Here is a 17108-nt window from a genome sequence, read left to right on the forward strand (position 1 = left end):
CGGTTGGCGGGGGTGTTGCGTCCGAAGGTGGACGCTGCGTGGAACCTGCACGAGCTGACCCGGGACCTCGACCTCGCCGCCTTCGTCCTCTACTCGTCCACCGCAGGCGTCATGGGCAGCCCCGGACAGGCCAACTACGCCGCGGGCAACACCTTCCTCGACGCCCTGGCCGCCCACCGCCGTGCCCTGGGTCTGCCCGGCCTGTCACTGGCCTGGGGCGCCTGGGAACAGGGCGTGGGCATGACCGCCGCGCTGGAGGACCACGACCTGCGCCGCGTCAGCAACGACTCCGGAATACCGCTGATCGCGGTGGAACGGGGCCTCGCGCTGTTCGACGCCGCGACCACGAGCGACGAGGCCCTGATCGTCCCGCTGGCCGTCTCCGGCGGTACGATCCCGGCCGCGGCCGGCGTCCCCGCGCTCCTGCGCGGCCTCGTGCGCAGTGGCCGCCGCGCCGCCAAGGGCGGAGCCTCCGCGGTGTCCCGCGCGGGACTCGTCGAGCGGCTCGCCGCGCTGCGCGAGGAGGAGCGGCCCCGGCTGCTCACCGACCTCGTCCGCGCCGAGGCGGCGGTCGTGCTCGCGCACTCCTCGCCCGAGGCCATCGCCGTGGAACGCGAGTTCCGCCAGCTGGGCTTCGACTCGCTGACCGCCGTCGAACTGCGCAACCGGCTGGCGGGCGCCACCGGACTCACCCTGCCCGCCACCCTGATCTTCGACTACCCCACACCGGCGCGGCTCGCCGCGTACCTGCTCGACGAGCTGGCAGGCGACGACACCGCCGCGACGGCCGCCGTACGCGAATCGCGCGACCCCTCCGACGCCGCCGACGATCCCATCGCGATCGTCGGCATGAGCTGCCGCTTCCCCGGCGGCGTGGAATCGCCCGAAGGGCTCTGGGACCTGGTGCTCTCCGGCGGCGACGCCATCTCCGGCTTCCCCGAGGACCGCGGCTGGCAGGCCGACACCACCATCGGCGCGACCGAGGGCCAGGGCGGATTCCTCCGCGACGCCGCCGACTTCGACGCTGGGTTCTTCGGCATCTCCCCGCGCGAGGCCGTCGCCATGGACCCGCAGCAGCGCGTCCTGCTCGAAGTCTCCTGGGAGGCCGCCGAACGCGCCGGCATCGACCCGGCCACCCTGCGCGGCAGCCGGACCGGCGTCTTCGTCGGCGTCAGCGGCCAGGACTACGTCGGCCTCGTCATGCGGGCCAAGGACGACATGGCGGGCCACGCCACCACCGGACTCGCGGTCAGCGTCGTCTCCGGCCGGCTGGCCTACGCGCTGGGCCTGGAGGGCCCGGCCATGTCGGTCGACACCGCGTGCTCGTCGTCCCTCGTCTCCCTGCACCTCGCGGCCCAGGCCCTGCGCAGCGGCGAGTGCTCGCTCGCCCTCGCGGGCGGCGTGACGGTGATGGCCACCTCCGCGAACTTCGCCGGCTTCTCCCGGATGGGCGGCCTCGCAGGCGACGGCCGGTGCAAGGCCTTCTCCGACTCCGCCGACGGCACGGGCTGGTCCGAGGGCGCGGCCGTGCTGGTCCTGGAGCGGCTGTCGGACGCACGGTGCAACGGGCACAAGGTGCTGGCGGTCGTACGCGGCAGCGCCGTCAACCAGGACGGCGCGTCGAACGGCCTGACGGCGCCCAACGGCCCCGCGCAGCAGCGCGTGATCCGTCAGGCGCTCGCCAATGCCGGACTGTCTGCGGCCGACGTCGACGCCGTGGAGGCGCACGGCACCGGAACACCGCTCGGCGACCCGATCGAGGCGCAGGCGCTGCTGGCCACCTACGGCCAGGACCGCGACCAGGAACTGCCGTTGCTGCTGGGCTCCGTGAAATCCAACATCGGCCACACCCAGGCCGCGGCGGGCGCCGCGGGTCTGGTCAAGATGGTGATGGCGCTGCGGCACGGGACGCTCCCGAGGACGCTGCACCTGACCGAGCCCTCGACGCACGTCGACTGGTCGGCGGGCGCCGTGGAGCTGCTGGCCGACAACACCGCGTGGCCGCAGACCGGACGCGCCCGCCGGGCTGGCGTCTCGTCCTTCGGCATCAGCGGAACGAACGCGCACGTCGTCCTGGAACAGGCGGACCCAGAGCCGGACACCGACGCCCCGGCGGCCCCCGAAGCCGCCCCTGACGCCGTGCCGTGGCTCGTATCGGCCAAGAGCGAGGCGGCGCTGGACGGACAGATCGGCCGGCTGCGGGACTTCGCGCGGGAGCACTCCCAGCGGTCCGCGGTCGACGTCGGCCACTCGCTGGCGACCGGCCGCTCCCTCTTCGAGCACCGAGCGGTGCTGCTGGCGACCGGAGAAGGCATCCCGGAGATCGCCCGCGGCCTGGCCACCGAACAGACGACGGCGGTGCTGTTCTCGGGCCAGGGTTCGCAGCGGCTGGGGACGGGCCGGGAGCTGTACGGCCGCTTCCCGGTGTTCGCCGAGGCGCTGGACTCCGTACTCGACCTGCTGGAAGGCGAGACGGGCCGCCCGCTGGGGGCGGTGATGTGGGGTGACGACGCCGATCTGCTCAACGAGACGGGCTTCACCCAGCCCGCGCTGTTCGCAATCGAGGTGGCGCTGTTCCGGCTGGTCGAGTCGTGGGGTGTGACTCCGGACTTCGTGGCCGGGCACTCCATCGGTGAGATCGCCGCCGCGCACGTGGCCGGAGTGTTCTCGCTGGAAGACGCCTGCACGCTGGTGGCCGCGCGGGCGCGCCTGATGCAGGCACTGCCGGCCGGCGGCGCGATGGTCGCGGTCCGGGCGACGGAGGACGAGGTTCTGCCGCTGCTGGCCGGCGGGGTGTCCATCGCCGCGGTCAACGGCCCCTCGTCAGTGGTGATCTCCGGCCACGAGGACGAGGTCATGGAGGTCGCGGCGCGACTGGAGGAGGACGGCCGCAAGGCCACCTGGCTGCGGGTCTCGCACGCGTTCCACTCGCCGCTGATGGATCCGATGCTGGAGGAGTTCCGCACGGTCGCGGAGAGCCTGTCGTACACCGAGCCCACCATCCCCGTGGTGTCGAACCTGACCGGGGACGTGGCAGCCGCCGGCGAACTGTGCTCGGCCGGGTACTGGGTGCGCCACGTCCGCGAGGCCGTGCGCTTCGCCGACGGCGTCCGCGCACTCGCCGACCGGGGCGTGACCACGTTCCTGGAACTGGGCCCCGACGGCGTGCTCTCCGCGATGACCCGCGAGTCCGTGCCCGCCACCGCCGTGGTGATCCCGGCGCTGCGCAAGGACCGCGGCGAGGAAACCGCACTGGTCACCGCGCTGGCGCAGCTCCACGTCGCGGGTGGCGCCATCGACTGGGCCGGGCTCTTCGCAGGCACCGGCGCCCGGCAGACCGACCTGCCGACCTACGCTTTCCAGCGCGAGCGGTTCTGGCCCGAGCTCGTCGCGGCGGCCCCCGCCGACGGCACGGACCCGGTCGACGCGGAGTTCTGGGCGGCGGTGGAGCGGGAGGACCTGGAGTCCCTCGCGGCCGGGCTCGACGTGGACGGCGCCTCACTCGGCGCCGTACTGCCCGCCCTGTCGTCGTGGCGCACGCGCCGCAAGGCCCGCTCCGCCGTGGACGCGTGGCGCTACCGGCAGAGCTGGAAGCCGCTGACGGTCGGCGGCGCCGGGCCCCTGCCGGGGACCTGGCTGGTCCTGGCCCCCGAGACCGCGATCGCCGACGCGTGGGTGACCTCGCTCATCAGCGCGCTCGGCCCGGCCGCCGTACGCGTGGACGCCGCCGCGACCGGTCTCGTCGAGCGGCTCACCGAGGCCGCCGCGGACGCCCCGGACAAGATCACCGGAGTGGTGTCGCTGCTCGCCCTCGACGAGTCGGCCGGCCCCTCCGGCGTACCGGCGGGCCTGATCGCCACCGCCGCCCTCACCCGGGCACTCGGTGACGCGGGCATCACGGCCCCCCTGTGGGCCGTCACCCGCGGCGCCGTCTCCACCGTCCGATCCGAGCCGCTCACCGGCCCGGCGCAGGCCGCGGTCTGGGGCCTCGGCCGCGTCGCGGCCCTCGAACAGCCCCAGCGCTGGGGCGGACTGGTCGACCTGCCCGAAGAACTCGACGAGCGGACGGTACGCCGCTTCCTCGCCGTACTGACCGGCCAGGACGGCGAGGACCAGGTCGCGGTCCGCGCCTCGGGCGTGTTCGGCCGCAGGATGGTCGCCGCGCCCACCCCGCAGGGTGAGGGCGCGGACCACGCCGAAGAGCGGTGGCGGCCCTCCGGCACGGTGCTCGTCACCGGTGGCACGGGCGCACTCGGCGCCCATGTCGCGCGGCGGCTGGCGAGCGAGGGCGTACCGCATCTCGTGCTGCTGAGCCGTCGCGGCCCGGACGCGCTCGGCGCCGGGGAACTGCGTGACGAACTGACCGCCCTCGGCGCCCGGGTCACCCTCACCGCCGGTGACGCGGCCGACCGCGACGACCTGACCGGGGTGCTGGCGGCCGTCCCCGATGACCACCCGCTGACCGGTGTGGTGCACACGGCGGGCGTACTGGACGACGGGGTGCTGGCCGGCCTGACGGACGAGCGGTTCGACACGGTGTTCCGCTCCAAGGTCGCCTCCGCTCTGCTGCTCGACGAACTGACCCGCGATCTCGACCTGTCGGTGTTCGCCCTGTTCTCCTCCGTGGCGGGCTCCGTCGGCAACCCCGGCCAGGCCAACTACGCGGCGGCCAACGCCGTCCTCGACGCCCTGGCCGAGCGGCGTCGCACCCTCGGCCTGCCCGCGACCTCGATCGCCTGGGGCGCCTGGGGCGGCGGCGGCATGGCGGGCCAGGCGGCCCGCCCCGGCCACGCCACCCCCGCGGAGGGCCCCGGCGCGCTCGACCCCGAGCTGGCCGTCTCGGTTCTGCTGCGCGTCGTCGTGGAACCCGAGCCGACCGTCGTCATCGCCGACCTGCAACAGCCGCAGCTGCTGAACGCCCTGCTCAGCCTGCGCCCCAGCCCGCTGCTCGCCGACCTGCCCGAGGCGCGCAAGGCGCTGACGGCGGTGCACGAGGCGCGCCGCGAGGGCGCGACGGCCGCCTCCGGGCTGCGTGAGCAGCTGCGCGAGGCCACCGGGGCCAAGCGGGCCGCCGTACTGCTCGACATCGTCCGCACCCAGGCCGCCGCGGTACTCGGCCACACCGGAGCCGAAGCGATCAAGGGCGACAAGGCATTCCGTGACCTCGGCTTCGACTCGCTGACCGCCGTCGAACTGAGCAACCGGCTCGCCCGGACGACCGGCCTGGCGCTTCCCGCCGGCCTGGTGTTCGACTACCCGACGGCGCACGCGCTGACCGCCCACCTCGTCGCCGAACTGCTCGGCGACGACAGCGACCCGGCGTCCGCCACGACCGACACCGCCCCCACCGCCGTCACCGACGACCCGGTCGTGGTCGTCGGCATGGCCTGCCGCTTCCCCGGCGGGGTGCAGTCGCCCGAGGACCTGTGGCAGCTGCTCACCGAGGGCCGCGACGGGATCGCCGAGTTCCCCACCGACCGCGGCTGGAACCTCGACGTCCTCGCGGGCGCCGGCCAGGGCCGCAGCGCCACACGCGAGGGCGGATTCCTCTACGAGGCCGCCGACTTCGACCCCGGCTTCTTCGACATCTCCCCGCGTGAGGCCCTCGCCATGGACCCCCAGCAGCGGCTGCTGCTGGAGACCGCCTGGGAGGCGTTCGAGCGGACCGGGACCGACCCCGCCGCGCTGCGCGGCAGCAGGACGGGAGTGTTCGTCGGCACCAACGGCCAGGACTACGCCAACCTGATCCTCCAGGCGAACGAGGACGTGGAGGGCCACGCCGGGACCGGTCTGGCCGCCAGCGTCATCTCCGGCAGGCTCTCCTACGCCTTCGGCTTCGAGGGCCCCGCCGTCACCGTGGACACCGCCTGCTCCTCCTCGCTGGTCGCGCTGCACTGGGCCGCCCAGGCGCTGCGCGCCGACGAGTGCTCCATGGCGCTGGTCGGCGGCGTCACCGTGATGTCGACCGCGACGAGCTTCGCCGGGTTCACCCGGCAGGGCGGACTCGCCCCGGACGGGCGCTGCAAGGCGTTCTCCGACTCGGCCGACGGCACCGGATGGTCGGAGGGCGTCGGTGTGATCGTCGTCGAGCGGATGTCCGACGCCCGGCGCAACGGCCACGAGATCCTGGCCGTCCTGCGGGGCTCCGCCGTCAACCAGGACGGCGCGTCGAACGGACTCACCGCCCCCAACGGCCCCTCCCAGCAGCGGGTGATTCGCCAGGCACTGGCCGCAGGAGGACTCACCCCGACCGACGTGGACGCCGTCGAGGCCCACGGCACCGGCACCACGCTGGGCGACCCCATCGAGGCCGGAGCCCTCCTCGCCACTTACGGGCGCGGCCGGGCCGCCGAGCGGCCCCTGCTGCTCGGGTCCGTGAAGTCCAACCTCGGACACACGCAGGCCGCCGCCGGTGTCGCCGGCGTACTGAAGACAGTGCTGGCGCTGCGGCACGGCACACTGCCCCGGACGCTGCACGTCAGTGAGCCCTCGACCCGGGTCGACTGGGCCTCGGGCGCCGTCGAGCTGCTGACCGAGCCGCGCGAGTGGCCGCAGACCGGGCGCGCGCGCCGGGCCGGTGTGTCGTCCTTCGGCATCAGCGGCACCAACGCGCACGTCATCCTGGAGCAGGCCCCGCCCGCCGAACCGGTGGCGGCCCCGCCCGCTCCCGAGGCCGAGCCCACGGTCGTCCCCTGGCTCGTGGCGGCCAAGAGCGAAGAGGCGCTCGACGCACAGCTGGAGCGGCTGCGGTCCTTCGTGGCGGCCCGCCCCGAACTGTCCCCGGCCGACATCGGACTGTCGCTGCTCGAGGGCCGGTCGGCCTTCGAGCACCGGGCCGTGCTGCTGGCCCCGGCCACCGGCGCGGACGCGTCCGCGCCGGTCGTGGCCAGGGGAGTGGCCGTGGAACGCCCGACGGCCGTCCTCTTCTCCGGCCAGGGCAGCCAGCGGCTGGGCATGGGCCGCGAACTGTACGTACGCTTCCCGGTGTTCGCCGACGCCCTCGACTCCGCTCTGGCCCACCTGGACGCGGAGTCGGCCCGCCCGCTGCGCGAGGTGATCTGGGGCGACGACGCCAAACTGCTCGACCGCACCGCGTACACCCAGCCCGCGCTGTTCGCGGTCGAGGTGGCGCTGTTCCGGCTCGTCGAGTCGTGGGGTGTGACCCCGGACTTCGTGGCCGGGCACTCCATCGGTGAGATCGCCGCCGCGCACGTGGCCGGGGTGTTCTCGCTGGAGGACGCGGCCCGCCTGGTCGCCGCCCGCGCCCGGCTGATGGACGCGCTGCCCGAGGGCGGCGCCATGGTCGCCGTCGAGGCGACCGAGGACGAGGTCGCGCCGCTGCTCTGCGACCGGGTCGCGATCGCCGCCGTCAATGGCCCCACGGCCGTGGTGATCTCCGGCGACGAGGACCGGGTGCTGAAGGCCGCCGAGAGGCTGACGGCCCAGGGACGCAGGACGAGCCGACTCCCGGTGAGCCACGCGTTCCACTCGCCCCTGATGGACCCGATGCTGGCGGAGTTCCGGGCGGTCGCCGAGACGCTCACCTACCACCCGCCGCGCATCGCGCTCGTGTCGAACCTGACCGGCGCGCCGGTCACGGACGGCCGACTGGGCACCGCCGACTACTGGGTACGGCACGTCCGCGAGGCGGTCCGCTTCGCGGACGGCGTCCGTGCCCTCACCGGCGAGGGCGTCGGCACCTTCCTGGAGCTGGGCCCCGACGGAGTGCTGTCCGCCCTGGTCCGCGCCTGCGCTCCCGACGAGAGCGTGGTGGTGCCCGTCCTGCGCAAGGACAGGCCCGAGGAGGCGACCGCCCTCACCGCACTGGCCCAGCTCCACACCCACGGCGTCGCCGCCGACTGGGCCGGGGTCTTCTCCGGCACCGGCGCACGGCGGACCGAACTGCCGACCTACGCGTTCCAGCGCGAGCGCTACTGGCCCAGGGCGTCGGTGGCCGCGCGGGGTGACGCCTCCGGCCTCGGCCTGGTGTCCGCCGGACACCCGCTGCTGGGCGCCGCGACGACGGTGGCCGGCTCCGACGACGTGGTCCTCACCGGCCGGCTGTCGCTCTCGGCGCTGCCCTGGCTGGCGGCCCACCGGATCGCGGAAGGCCACGTGCCGCTGCCCGCGGCGGCCCTCGCCGAACTGGCCGTACGCGCCGGTGACGAGGCCGGCTGCGCGCTGGTCGAGGAACTGACCGTGCACAGCGGGCTGTTCGTACCGGACGAGGGCGCGGTGCACCTCCAGGTGCGGGTGGGCGCCGCCGACGAGACGGGCCGCCGTTCCCTGGACGTGCACGCCCGCCCCGAGTCCACCGAGGACCTGCCCTGGACCCGCCACGCCACCGGAGTGCTGAGCGCCGGTGACCCGGCGGGGACGTCCGGCACGCCGTTCGACACCACCGTCTGGCCGCCCGCGGGCGCCGAAGCCGTCCCGTTCAGCCACGACGACGCCGACGAGCGGACCGAGACCGGGGCCGCCTGGCGGCTGGGCGGCACGGTGTACGCGGAGGTCTCGCTCACCGAACAGGCAAGCGGCGACGGGACGTTCACGATGCACCCGACGCTGCTGGACACCGCTGTCCGCGCGACCGCACTGCTGGACGCCGACGCACGGGCCGGGGGAGTCGAAGCCGTCGCCTGGCACGGACTGACCCTGCACGCGGGCGCCGCCACGGCGCTGCGGGTCCGGCTGACCGCCACCGGCGAGGACACCGTGTCACTGACGGCCGTCGACGTGCAGGGCGCACCGGTGCTCTCCGCACGCCTGACCGTCCGCCCGGTCGCCGCCGCACCGACGGCCGCACCGGTCACGGAGCCCGCCCCGCTGCTCGGCGTCGTGTGGGAGGCACCGGCCGCACGGCCGGCGCCCGCCTCCCCGGCCGCCCTGCGCTGGGCGGTCGTCGGCGCGGACCCGGCGGGCCTGACGGCCGCGCTGGACCCGGTGGACGGGGCGTCCGCCGCACGCGCCGGATCACTGGCCGCGCTGCTGGAGGCCGAAGGGCCGTTCCCCGAGGTCGTACTGGCCCCCCTCACCGGGGACCAGAGCGACGCCGGGAGCGTCCCGGACGCGCTGCGGACCACGACCGTCGCCGCCCTCGACCTGCTGCGCGCCTGGTCCGCCGACCCCCGGACCGACGCGGCGCGGCTGGTGTTCGTCACCCGGGGCGCAGTCGCCGTCGGCACCGAGCACCTGCGGGACGTGACCGCCGCCCCCGTGTGGGGACTCGTGCGCTCCGCCCAGCTGGAGGAGCCCGACAGCTTCTTCCTGCTCGACCTCGACGACCCCGACGCGCTCACCGCGGCCCTCACCGCCCTGCCGGGCCTGCTGGACGCCGGCGAGTCCCAGGCCGCGGTGCGCGACGGCGTCGCACGGGTGGCCCGCCTGTCCCGGCTGCCCGGCGGCGCCGCCCCGGCCCCGGACGGGATCGGCTCCTGGGACCGCGACGGCACCGTACTGATCACCGGCGGCACCGGCGGCCTCGGCAGCGCGCTCGCCAGGCACCTGGTGACCGCGCACGGCATCAAGCACCTGCTGCTGGCCGGCCGGCGCGGCCCCGACGCACCCGGCGCGCGGGAACTGTGGGCCGAACTGACCGGCCTGGGCGCCGAGGTGACCGTCGCGGCCTGCGACGTCGGCGACCGTACGGCGCTCTACGCACTGCTGTCCGGCCTGCCGGCCGAACACCCGCTCACCGCGGTGGTGCACACCGCCGGCGTGCTGGGCGACGCCACGATCGGCTCGCTCACCCCCGACCTGGTGGACCGGATCCTGCGCCCCAAGGCGGACGCGGCCTGGTGGCTGCACGAGGTGACACTGAGCCTCGGCCACGAGCCGGCCGCGTTCGTCCTGTACTCCTCGGTCGCCGGGGTCACCGGGGGACCGGGCCAGGGCAACTACGCCGCCGCCAACGCGTTCCTGGACGCGCTGGCCGCGCACCGCGCCGCGCTCGGCCTGCCCGCCGCCTCACTGGCCTGGGGCCCCTGGGTGCAGGACAGCGGCATGACCAGCACGCTGAGCGAAACCGACCTGCGGCGGATGTCCCGCTCGGAGCACGCCGCGCTCTCGGCCGAGCAGGGCCTCGCCCTGTTCGACGCGGCCATGGCACGCGACGAGGCACTGGTCGTCCCGGTGCGGATGGCCGCCGGAGCGGCGCGGCCGGCCCAGGTCCCCGCGATCCTGCGCGGACTGATGACCACGGGCCGCCGCACGGCCGCGCCCCACGTCCGCGCCACCCCCCTGGCCGATCGTCTGAACGCACTGGACGAGCAGGACCGGGAGACGGCGCTGGTCGAGCTGGTACGGGCCGACACCGCCGCCGTGCTGGGACACCCCTCCCCGGACGCCGTCCCGGCCGACCGGGACTTCAGCCGGCTGGGCTTCGACTCGCTGATGGCGGTGGAGCTGCGCACCAGGCTGGCCGCGTCCACCGGCGTACGGCTCCCCTCCACCCTCGTGTTCGACCACCCCACGCCGCTCGCCGTCGCCCGGCACCTCGCCTCGGCCCTGTTCGGCGCGGACACCCCCGGCGAGGACGCCTCGCCGCTGACCGCGCTCGACCGGCTGGAGGCGGCGCTCACCGAGGGCGAGATCGACGAGGTCACCAGGACCGGAGTCGCCGGGAGGCTGCGCCGCCTGCTCGCGAGGTGGGACGAGTCCGCCCCCGAGACCGGCGGGGCCGTCGTCACCGAACGGATCGAGGCCGCCAGCGCCGACGAGATCCTCGCCTTCATCGACAACGAACTCGGCCGGTCAACGGACTCCTGACAGGGGGCCCACTCCCCGCGCATGCCAACATCTGAGGAAGGTTCACGGACGATGCCGGACGAAAAGAAACTCGTCGAATACCTGAAGTGGGTCACGACGGATCTGCACCAGACCCGCCAGCGGCTCCAGGAAGCCGAATCCGGCCGCCACGAACCGGTGGCGATCGTCGGAATGGGGTGCAGGTTCCCCGGCGGGGTCCGGTCCCCCGAGGACTTCTGGGAGCTGCTCTCCTCCGGCCGGAGCGCGATCTCCGGGTTCCCGGACGACCGGGGCTGGGACCTGGACGCCCTCGCCGGCGACGGCGAGGGGCGCAGCGCCACCCAGGAGGGCGGCTTCCTGCACGAGGCGTCGCGCTTCGACCCCGACTTCTTCGGGATATCCCCGCGCGAGGCCCTCGCCATGGACCCGCAGCAGCGGCTGCTCCTGGAGGTGTCCTGGGAGGCCATCGAGCGTTCGGGCGTCGACCCGGGCACGCTGCGCGGCAGCAGGACCGGCGTCTTCGTCGGGACCAACTCCCAGGACTACGCCCACCTGGTGCTCGCCTCGCGCGACGACATGGGCGGCTACGCGGGCAACGGACTGGCGGCCAGCGTCATGTCGGGCCGGCTGTCCTTCGTCCTGGGCCTGGAGGGCCCGGCGGTCACCCTCGACACGGCCTGCTCGTCCTCGCTGGTGACCCTGCACCTCGCCGCGCAGGCCGTCCGCAACGGCGAATGCTCGTTGGCGCTGGCCGGCGGCGTCACCGTGATGGCGACCTCCTCCAGCTTCGTCGGATTCAGTGTCCAGGGCGGGCTTGCCGCCGACGGACGCTGCAAGGCCTTCTCCGACTCGGCGGACGGCACCGCCTGGTCCGAGGGCGCGGGCATGCTGCTCGTCGAACGGCTGTCCGACGCCCGGCGCAACGGACACCCGGTCCTGGCGGTGCTGCGCGGCAGCGCGGTCAACCAGGACGGCGCGTCCAACGGCCTGAGCGCCCCCAACGGGCCCTCCCAGCAGCGCGTCATCCGCCAGGCCCTGGCCGGCGCGGGCCTCTCCCCGGCCGATGTCGACGCCGTCGAGGCGCACGGCACGGGCACCACCCTGGGCGACCCCATCGAGGCGGGCGCCCTGCTGGCCACCTACGGCCAGGACCGCGAGGAGCAGCGCCCGCTGTGGCTCGGCACGGTCAAGTCCAACATCGGCCACACCCAGGCGGCCGCGGGCGTCGCGGGCGTGATGAAAATGGTGCTCGCGCTGCGCGAAGGGGTGCTGCCCCAGACCCTGCACGTGGACGCGCCGTCCTCGCACGTCGACTGGTCGGCCGGTGACGTACGGCTGCTGACCGAGCCGGTCCCGTGGCCGCAGGGCGAGCGGGTGCGCCGCGCGGGAGTGTCGTCGTTCGGCATCAGCGGCACCAACGCGCATGTGCTGCTGGAGCAGGCCCCGCCCGCCGAGGACGCCGACGAGCCCGCCCCGGCGCCGGAACTCACGCCCAGGACTGTGCCCTGGCCCGTGTCGGGCCGCGGCGAGGCCGCGCTCGACGCCCAGCTGGAGCAGGTCCGCGCGCTGGCCGAGGTACCGGGCCACGACCCGCTCGGCATCGGCTTCTCCCTCGCCACCACCCGCTCCGCGTTCGAGCACCGCGCCGTGCTCCTGGCCTCCGCGAACGAGGACGGCGCACTGGTCGAGGCGGCGCGCGGGGTGTCCGGCAAGGGCGCCGTGGCCGTGCTGTTCTCCGGCCAGGGCTCCCAGCGCATCGGCATGGGCCGCGAACTGCACGCGCGCTTCCCCGTCTTCGCCGAGGCCCTGGACGACGTACTGGAGCTCCTGGACAAGGAGCTGGACCGTCCGCTGCGCGAGGTGATGTGGGGTACGGACCCGGACGCGCTGAACGACACCGGATTCGCCCAGCCCGCCCTGTTCGCCGTCGAGTTCGCGCTGTACAGGCTGGTCCGCTCCTGGGGCGTCAAGCCGGACTTCCTGGCCGGGCACTCCGTCGGCGAAATCACGGCCGCGCACGTGGCCGGGGTGTTCTCGCTGGAGGACGCCTGCCGGCTGGTCGCCGCGCGGGCCCGCTTGATGCGCGAGCTGCCCGTCGGCGGCGCGATGGCCGCCGTACGTGCCACCGAGGACGAGGTCCTGCCGTTGCTGACCGACGGGGTGTCCGTCGCCGCGGTCAACGGCCCGGACGCCGTCGTCGTCTCCGGCGACGAGGCCGCGGTGCTCGCCCTCGCGGACCGGCTGGCGTCGCAGGGGCGCAAGACCACCCGGCTCGCGGTCAGCCACGCCTTCCACTCGCCGCTCATGGAGCCCATGCTCGACGCGTTCCGCGCCGTGGCCGAGACCCTGACGTACGGTGAGCCGTCCGTCCCCGTGGTGTCCAACCTCACCGGGGAAGTGGCCGCCGCCGGTGCGCTGACCGACGCCGGCTACTGGGTGCGCCACGTCCGCGAGGCCGTACGGTTCGGCGACGGGGTGCGGACCCTGGCCGACCGCGGCGTGCGCACGTTCCTGGAACTGGGCCCGGACGCGGTGCTCTCCGCCCTCGTACCGGAGTCCGTCCAGGACCCGGCCGTGGCGGCGCTGCCCGTCCTGGGCAAGGACGTCTCCGAGGAGACCTCGGCCGTTACCGCCCTCGCCGGACTGTTCACGCGCGGAGTCGCCGTCGACTGGGCCGCGCTGTTCGCCGGCACGGGCGCGCGCCCCGTCGAGCTTCCGACGTACGCGTTCCAGCGCCGCCGGTACTGGCCCACCGTCCGCGCCGCCACCGGTGACGCCTCGGGCCTCGGTCTGATCGCCGCCGGGCACCCGCTGCTCGGCGCCGCGGTCACGATCGCCGACTCCGACGAGATCCTGCTCACCGGCAGACTGTCCGCGCAGTCCCACCCGTGGCTCGCCGACCACCGGGTCGACGGCCGGATCGTCCTGCCGGGCACGGCCCTCGCGGAACTCGCCGTACGCGCCGGAGACCAGGCAGGCCAGGACCGCGTCGAGGAACTGACCCTGCTCGCCCCCCTCGCGCCGCCCGAGCGCGCCGGCCTCGCCGTGCAGGTGCGGGTGGGATCGCCGGACGAGGCGGGCCGCCGCACGCTGACCGTGCACTCGCGTCCCGCCGAAGGGGACACCGGGCCCTGGACGGCCCACGCCCGAGGCGTGCTGGCGACCGGCGAACCGGCCGGTGAGCCCGGCGGACTCGACACCGCCGACTGGCCGCCGAGCGGCGCCGAACCGGTCGACGTCGACACCCTCTACGAGCGCCTGTCCGGCGCCGGACTGGACTACGGGCCCGCTTTCCGTGGGCTGTCGGGCGTCTGGCGGCGCGAGGGCGAGATCTTCGCCGAGGTGACACTGCCCATGTCCGCCGAGGACGCCGACGCGTACGGGATCCACCCCGCGCTGCTGGACGCCGCGATCCGCGCGGCGGGCTGCCTGGACGCCGACGGCCTCGCGGCCCCGGTCGTCCCCGTGTCCTGGAACGGACTGACCCTGCACGCCACGGCGGCCTCCGCCCTGCGCGTGCGGATCACCGCGACCGGCCCCGGCGAGGTGGCACTGACCGCGGCCGACGCGACGGGCGCCCCGGTGCTCTCCGTCGACACGCTGACCCTGGGCGCGCCCGGCGGACAGCGCCCGGCGGCCACGCCCGCGGCGGGCGGCATCGAGAAGGGCGCGTTCCTCGCGCTCGACTGGGTGCCCGTCGCCACACCGGAGGCCGCCACCGGCACCCGCTGGGCGGTCGTCGGCGACGACGAACTCGACCTGGGCTACGCGATGCACCGCGCCGACGAGACCGTCAGTGCCTACGCCGAGTCCCTGACCGGCGCGGTCGGCGACAGCGGTGTCGCCCCGGACGTCTTCCTGGTGCCCGTGGTGGGCGACCCGCGGGTCCCCGGACCCGAGTCGGTACATGCCCTCACCTCCCGCGTCCTGGGCCTGCTCCAGGAGTGGCTGGACGAGCCGCGACTGGCCGGCGCGCGGCTGGTGTTCGTCACCCGCGGCGCCGTCGCCCTCGACGGCGAGGAGATCCGGGACGTGGCCGCCGCCGCGGTCTGGGGCCTCGTACGGTCGGCGCAGACGGAGAACCCCGGCAGCTTCCTGCTGGTCGACATGGACGACGCCTTCCTGTCGGTGGGCGTCCTGCCCGGACTGCTCACCCTCGACGAGCAGCAGCTGGTGGTGCGCGACCACTCGATCAGGGCCGGCCGCCTCATCCGGCTGCCCGACACCGAGGAGACCCCCGAGACCCGGGGTGCGGCACGCGCCTGGGACCCCGAGGGCACCGTACTGATCACCGGCGGAACCGGCGGCCTCGGCGGCGAACTGGCCCGTCACCTGGCCGCCGGGCGCGGCGTACGCCGCCTCCTGCTGGCCAGCAGGAGCGGACCGCAGGCTCCCGGCGCGAGCGAGCTGGTCGCCTCCCTGGCCGAGCTGGGCGCCGAGGCCACCGTGGTCTCCTGCGACCTGGCGGACCGGGCCGCGGTGACCGCGCTGCTGGCCGGGGTGGACGCGGCGCATCCGCTGACCGCCGTCGTCCACACCGCCGGTGTGCTCGGTGACGCGATGACCGGCTCGCTCACCCCGGAGCTGATGGAGCGCGTCCTGCGGCCGAAGGTGGACGCGGCCTGGCATCTCCACGAGGCCACCCATGAGCTGGATCTCGCCGGGTTCGTTCTGTACTCCTCGGTCTCCGGCGTGCTGGGCGGCCCCGGACAGGGCAACTACGCAGCGGCCAACGCCTACCTGGACGCGCTCGCCCAGCACCGCAGGGACCAGGGCCTGCCCGCGGTCTCCCTGGCCTGGGGCCCCTGGGGCCGGGGCAGCGGCATGACCAGTCATGTCAGCGCCACCGACCTCGAGCGCATGGCCCGGGGCGGCATGCCGCCGCTGGCCATCGACCAGGGCCTCGCGCTCTTCGACGCCGCGCTCGTCCGCGACCGCGCCACGGTGGTGCCCACCCGGATCAACGTCACCGGACTGCGCGAGCAGCAGGCCCTGCCGGCGCTGTGGCGGGAGCTGGTCCCGCGCGCCCGCCGCTCCGCCGCCGCGGCCGACCGCTCGCCGGTCACCCTGCGCGAACGGCTGCGCCACCTCAAGCCCGCCGAGCAGGAGAGCCTGCTCGTCGAACTGGTCGTGGGGTACTCCGCCGCGCTGCTCGGGCACCCCGACCCCAGCGGTGTGGACCCCGAACGCGGCTTCCTGGAGCTGGGGTTCGACTCACTGGTCTCCGTCGGACTGCGCAACCAGCTCGGCGAGGCGCTGGGCCTGCGGCTGCCGAGCTCGGTGGTGTTCGACCACGCGACCCCGGTGAAGCTCGCCCGGATGCTCCACGGCGAACTGGCCGGTCAGCTCGTCCCCGGCTTCCCCGGCGGCTCCGCGCCCGCCGCCGCGAGCCGGCCGCAGAACACGGACGAGACGCTGGAGGGGCTGTTCTACGCGGCGGTCAAGGCCGGGAAGATGGTGGAGGGCATGCGCATGCTCAAGGCCGTCGCCAACACCCGGCCGACCTTCGAGACCCCCGCCGACCTGGAGGAGCTCTCCCTCCCGGTCGTCCTCGCGGACGGCCCGGCCAACCCCCGGCTGGTCTTCGTCAGCGCCCCCGGCGCCACCGGTGGCGTGCACCAGTACGCGCGCATCGCGGCGCACTTCCGCGGCAAGCGGCACGTCTCGGCGCTGCCGCTCATGGGCTTCGCCCCCGGCGAGCTGCTGCCGGCCACCAGCGAGGCCGCGGCCCGCATCGTGGCGGAGAGCGCCCTGCACGCCAGCGACGGCGAGCCCTTCGTCCTGGTGGGGCACTCGACGGGCGGCTCGCTCGCCTATCTGGCCGCCGGCGTGCTGGAGGCGACCTGGGGCATCAAGCCCGAGGCGGTCGTCCTGCTGGACACCGCGAGCATCCGCTACCAGCCGGGCGAGGGGAAGGACCTCGACCGGACCACCCGGTACTACCTGGCCGACATCGACTCGCCGTCGGTGACGCTGAACAGCGCCAGGCTCTCCGCGATGGCGCACTGGTTCATGGCGATGACCGACATCGAGACGGTGCCCACCACCGCGCCGACGATGCTCGTGCGGTGCACGCAGTCGCTGGACGGCTTCCTGTTCGACACCGCGGGCGTGCCCGCGGACGACATCCGTGAGATCGACGCCGACCACCTGTCCCTCGCCAAGGAGCACTCCGCGCTGACGGCGCGGACCATCGAGGAGTGGCTCGGCGGCCTGCCCGCCACCGAGGCGTGACCAGTCCGGGGGGCGGGCGGCGGGACACCCCGCCCCCGGCCTTCACCGGCTGGTCCGAGAACGACTGGACGAAACGGTCGAGTTGAACGGCGTCCAGTCGCTAGGGGTCGAGGTTGTGGAGCGTGTCC

The 17108-nt window shown here is 74.9% G+C and carries 2 protein-coding genes; both read left to right on the forward strand.

All coding sequences use genetic code 11. The annotated features are described in order from the left end of the window. On the forward strand, nucleotides 1–10767 hold a 10767-nt coding region (locus ACWD0Y_RS32610), incomplete at its 5' end, for a type I polyketide synthase (protein ID WP_450263896.1). A 51-nt stretch (nucleotides 10768–10818) separates the two neighbouring features. Continuing rightward, on the forward strand, nucleotides 10819–16980 hold the full coding sequence (locus ACWD0Y_RS32615) for a type I polyketide synthase (protein ID WP_450263897.1): 6162 nt from the start codon (nucleotides 10819–10821) through the stop codon (nucleotides 16978–16980). Nucleotides 16981–17108: the final 128 nt, after the last annotated feature.

The sequence above is a fragment of the Streptomyces altiplanensis genome (assembly GCF_053591575.1).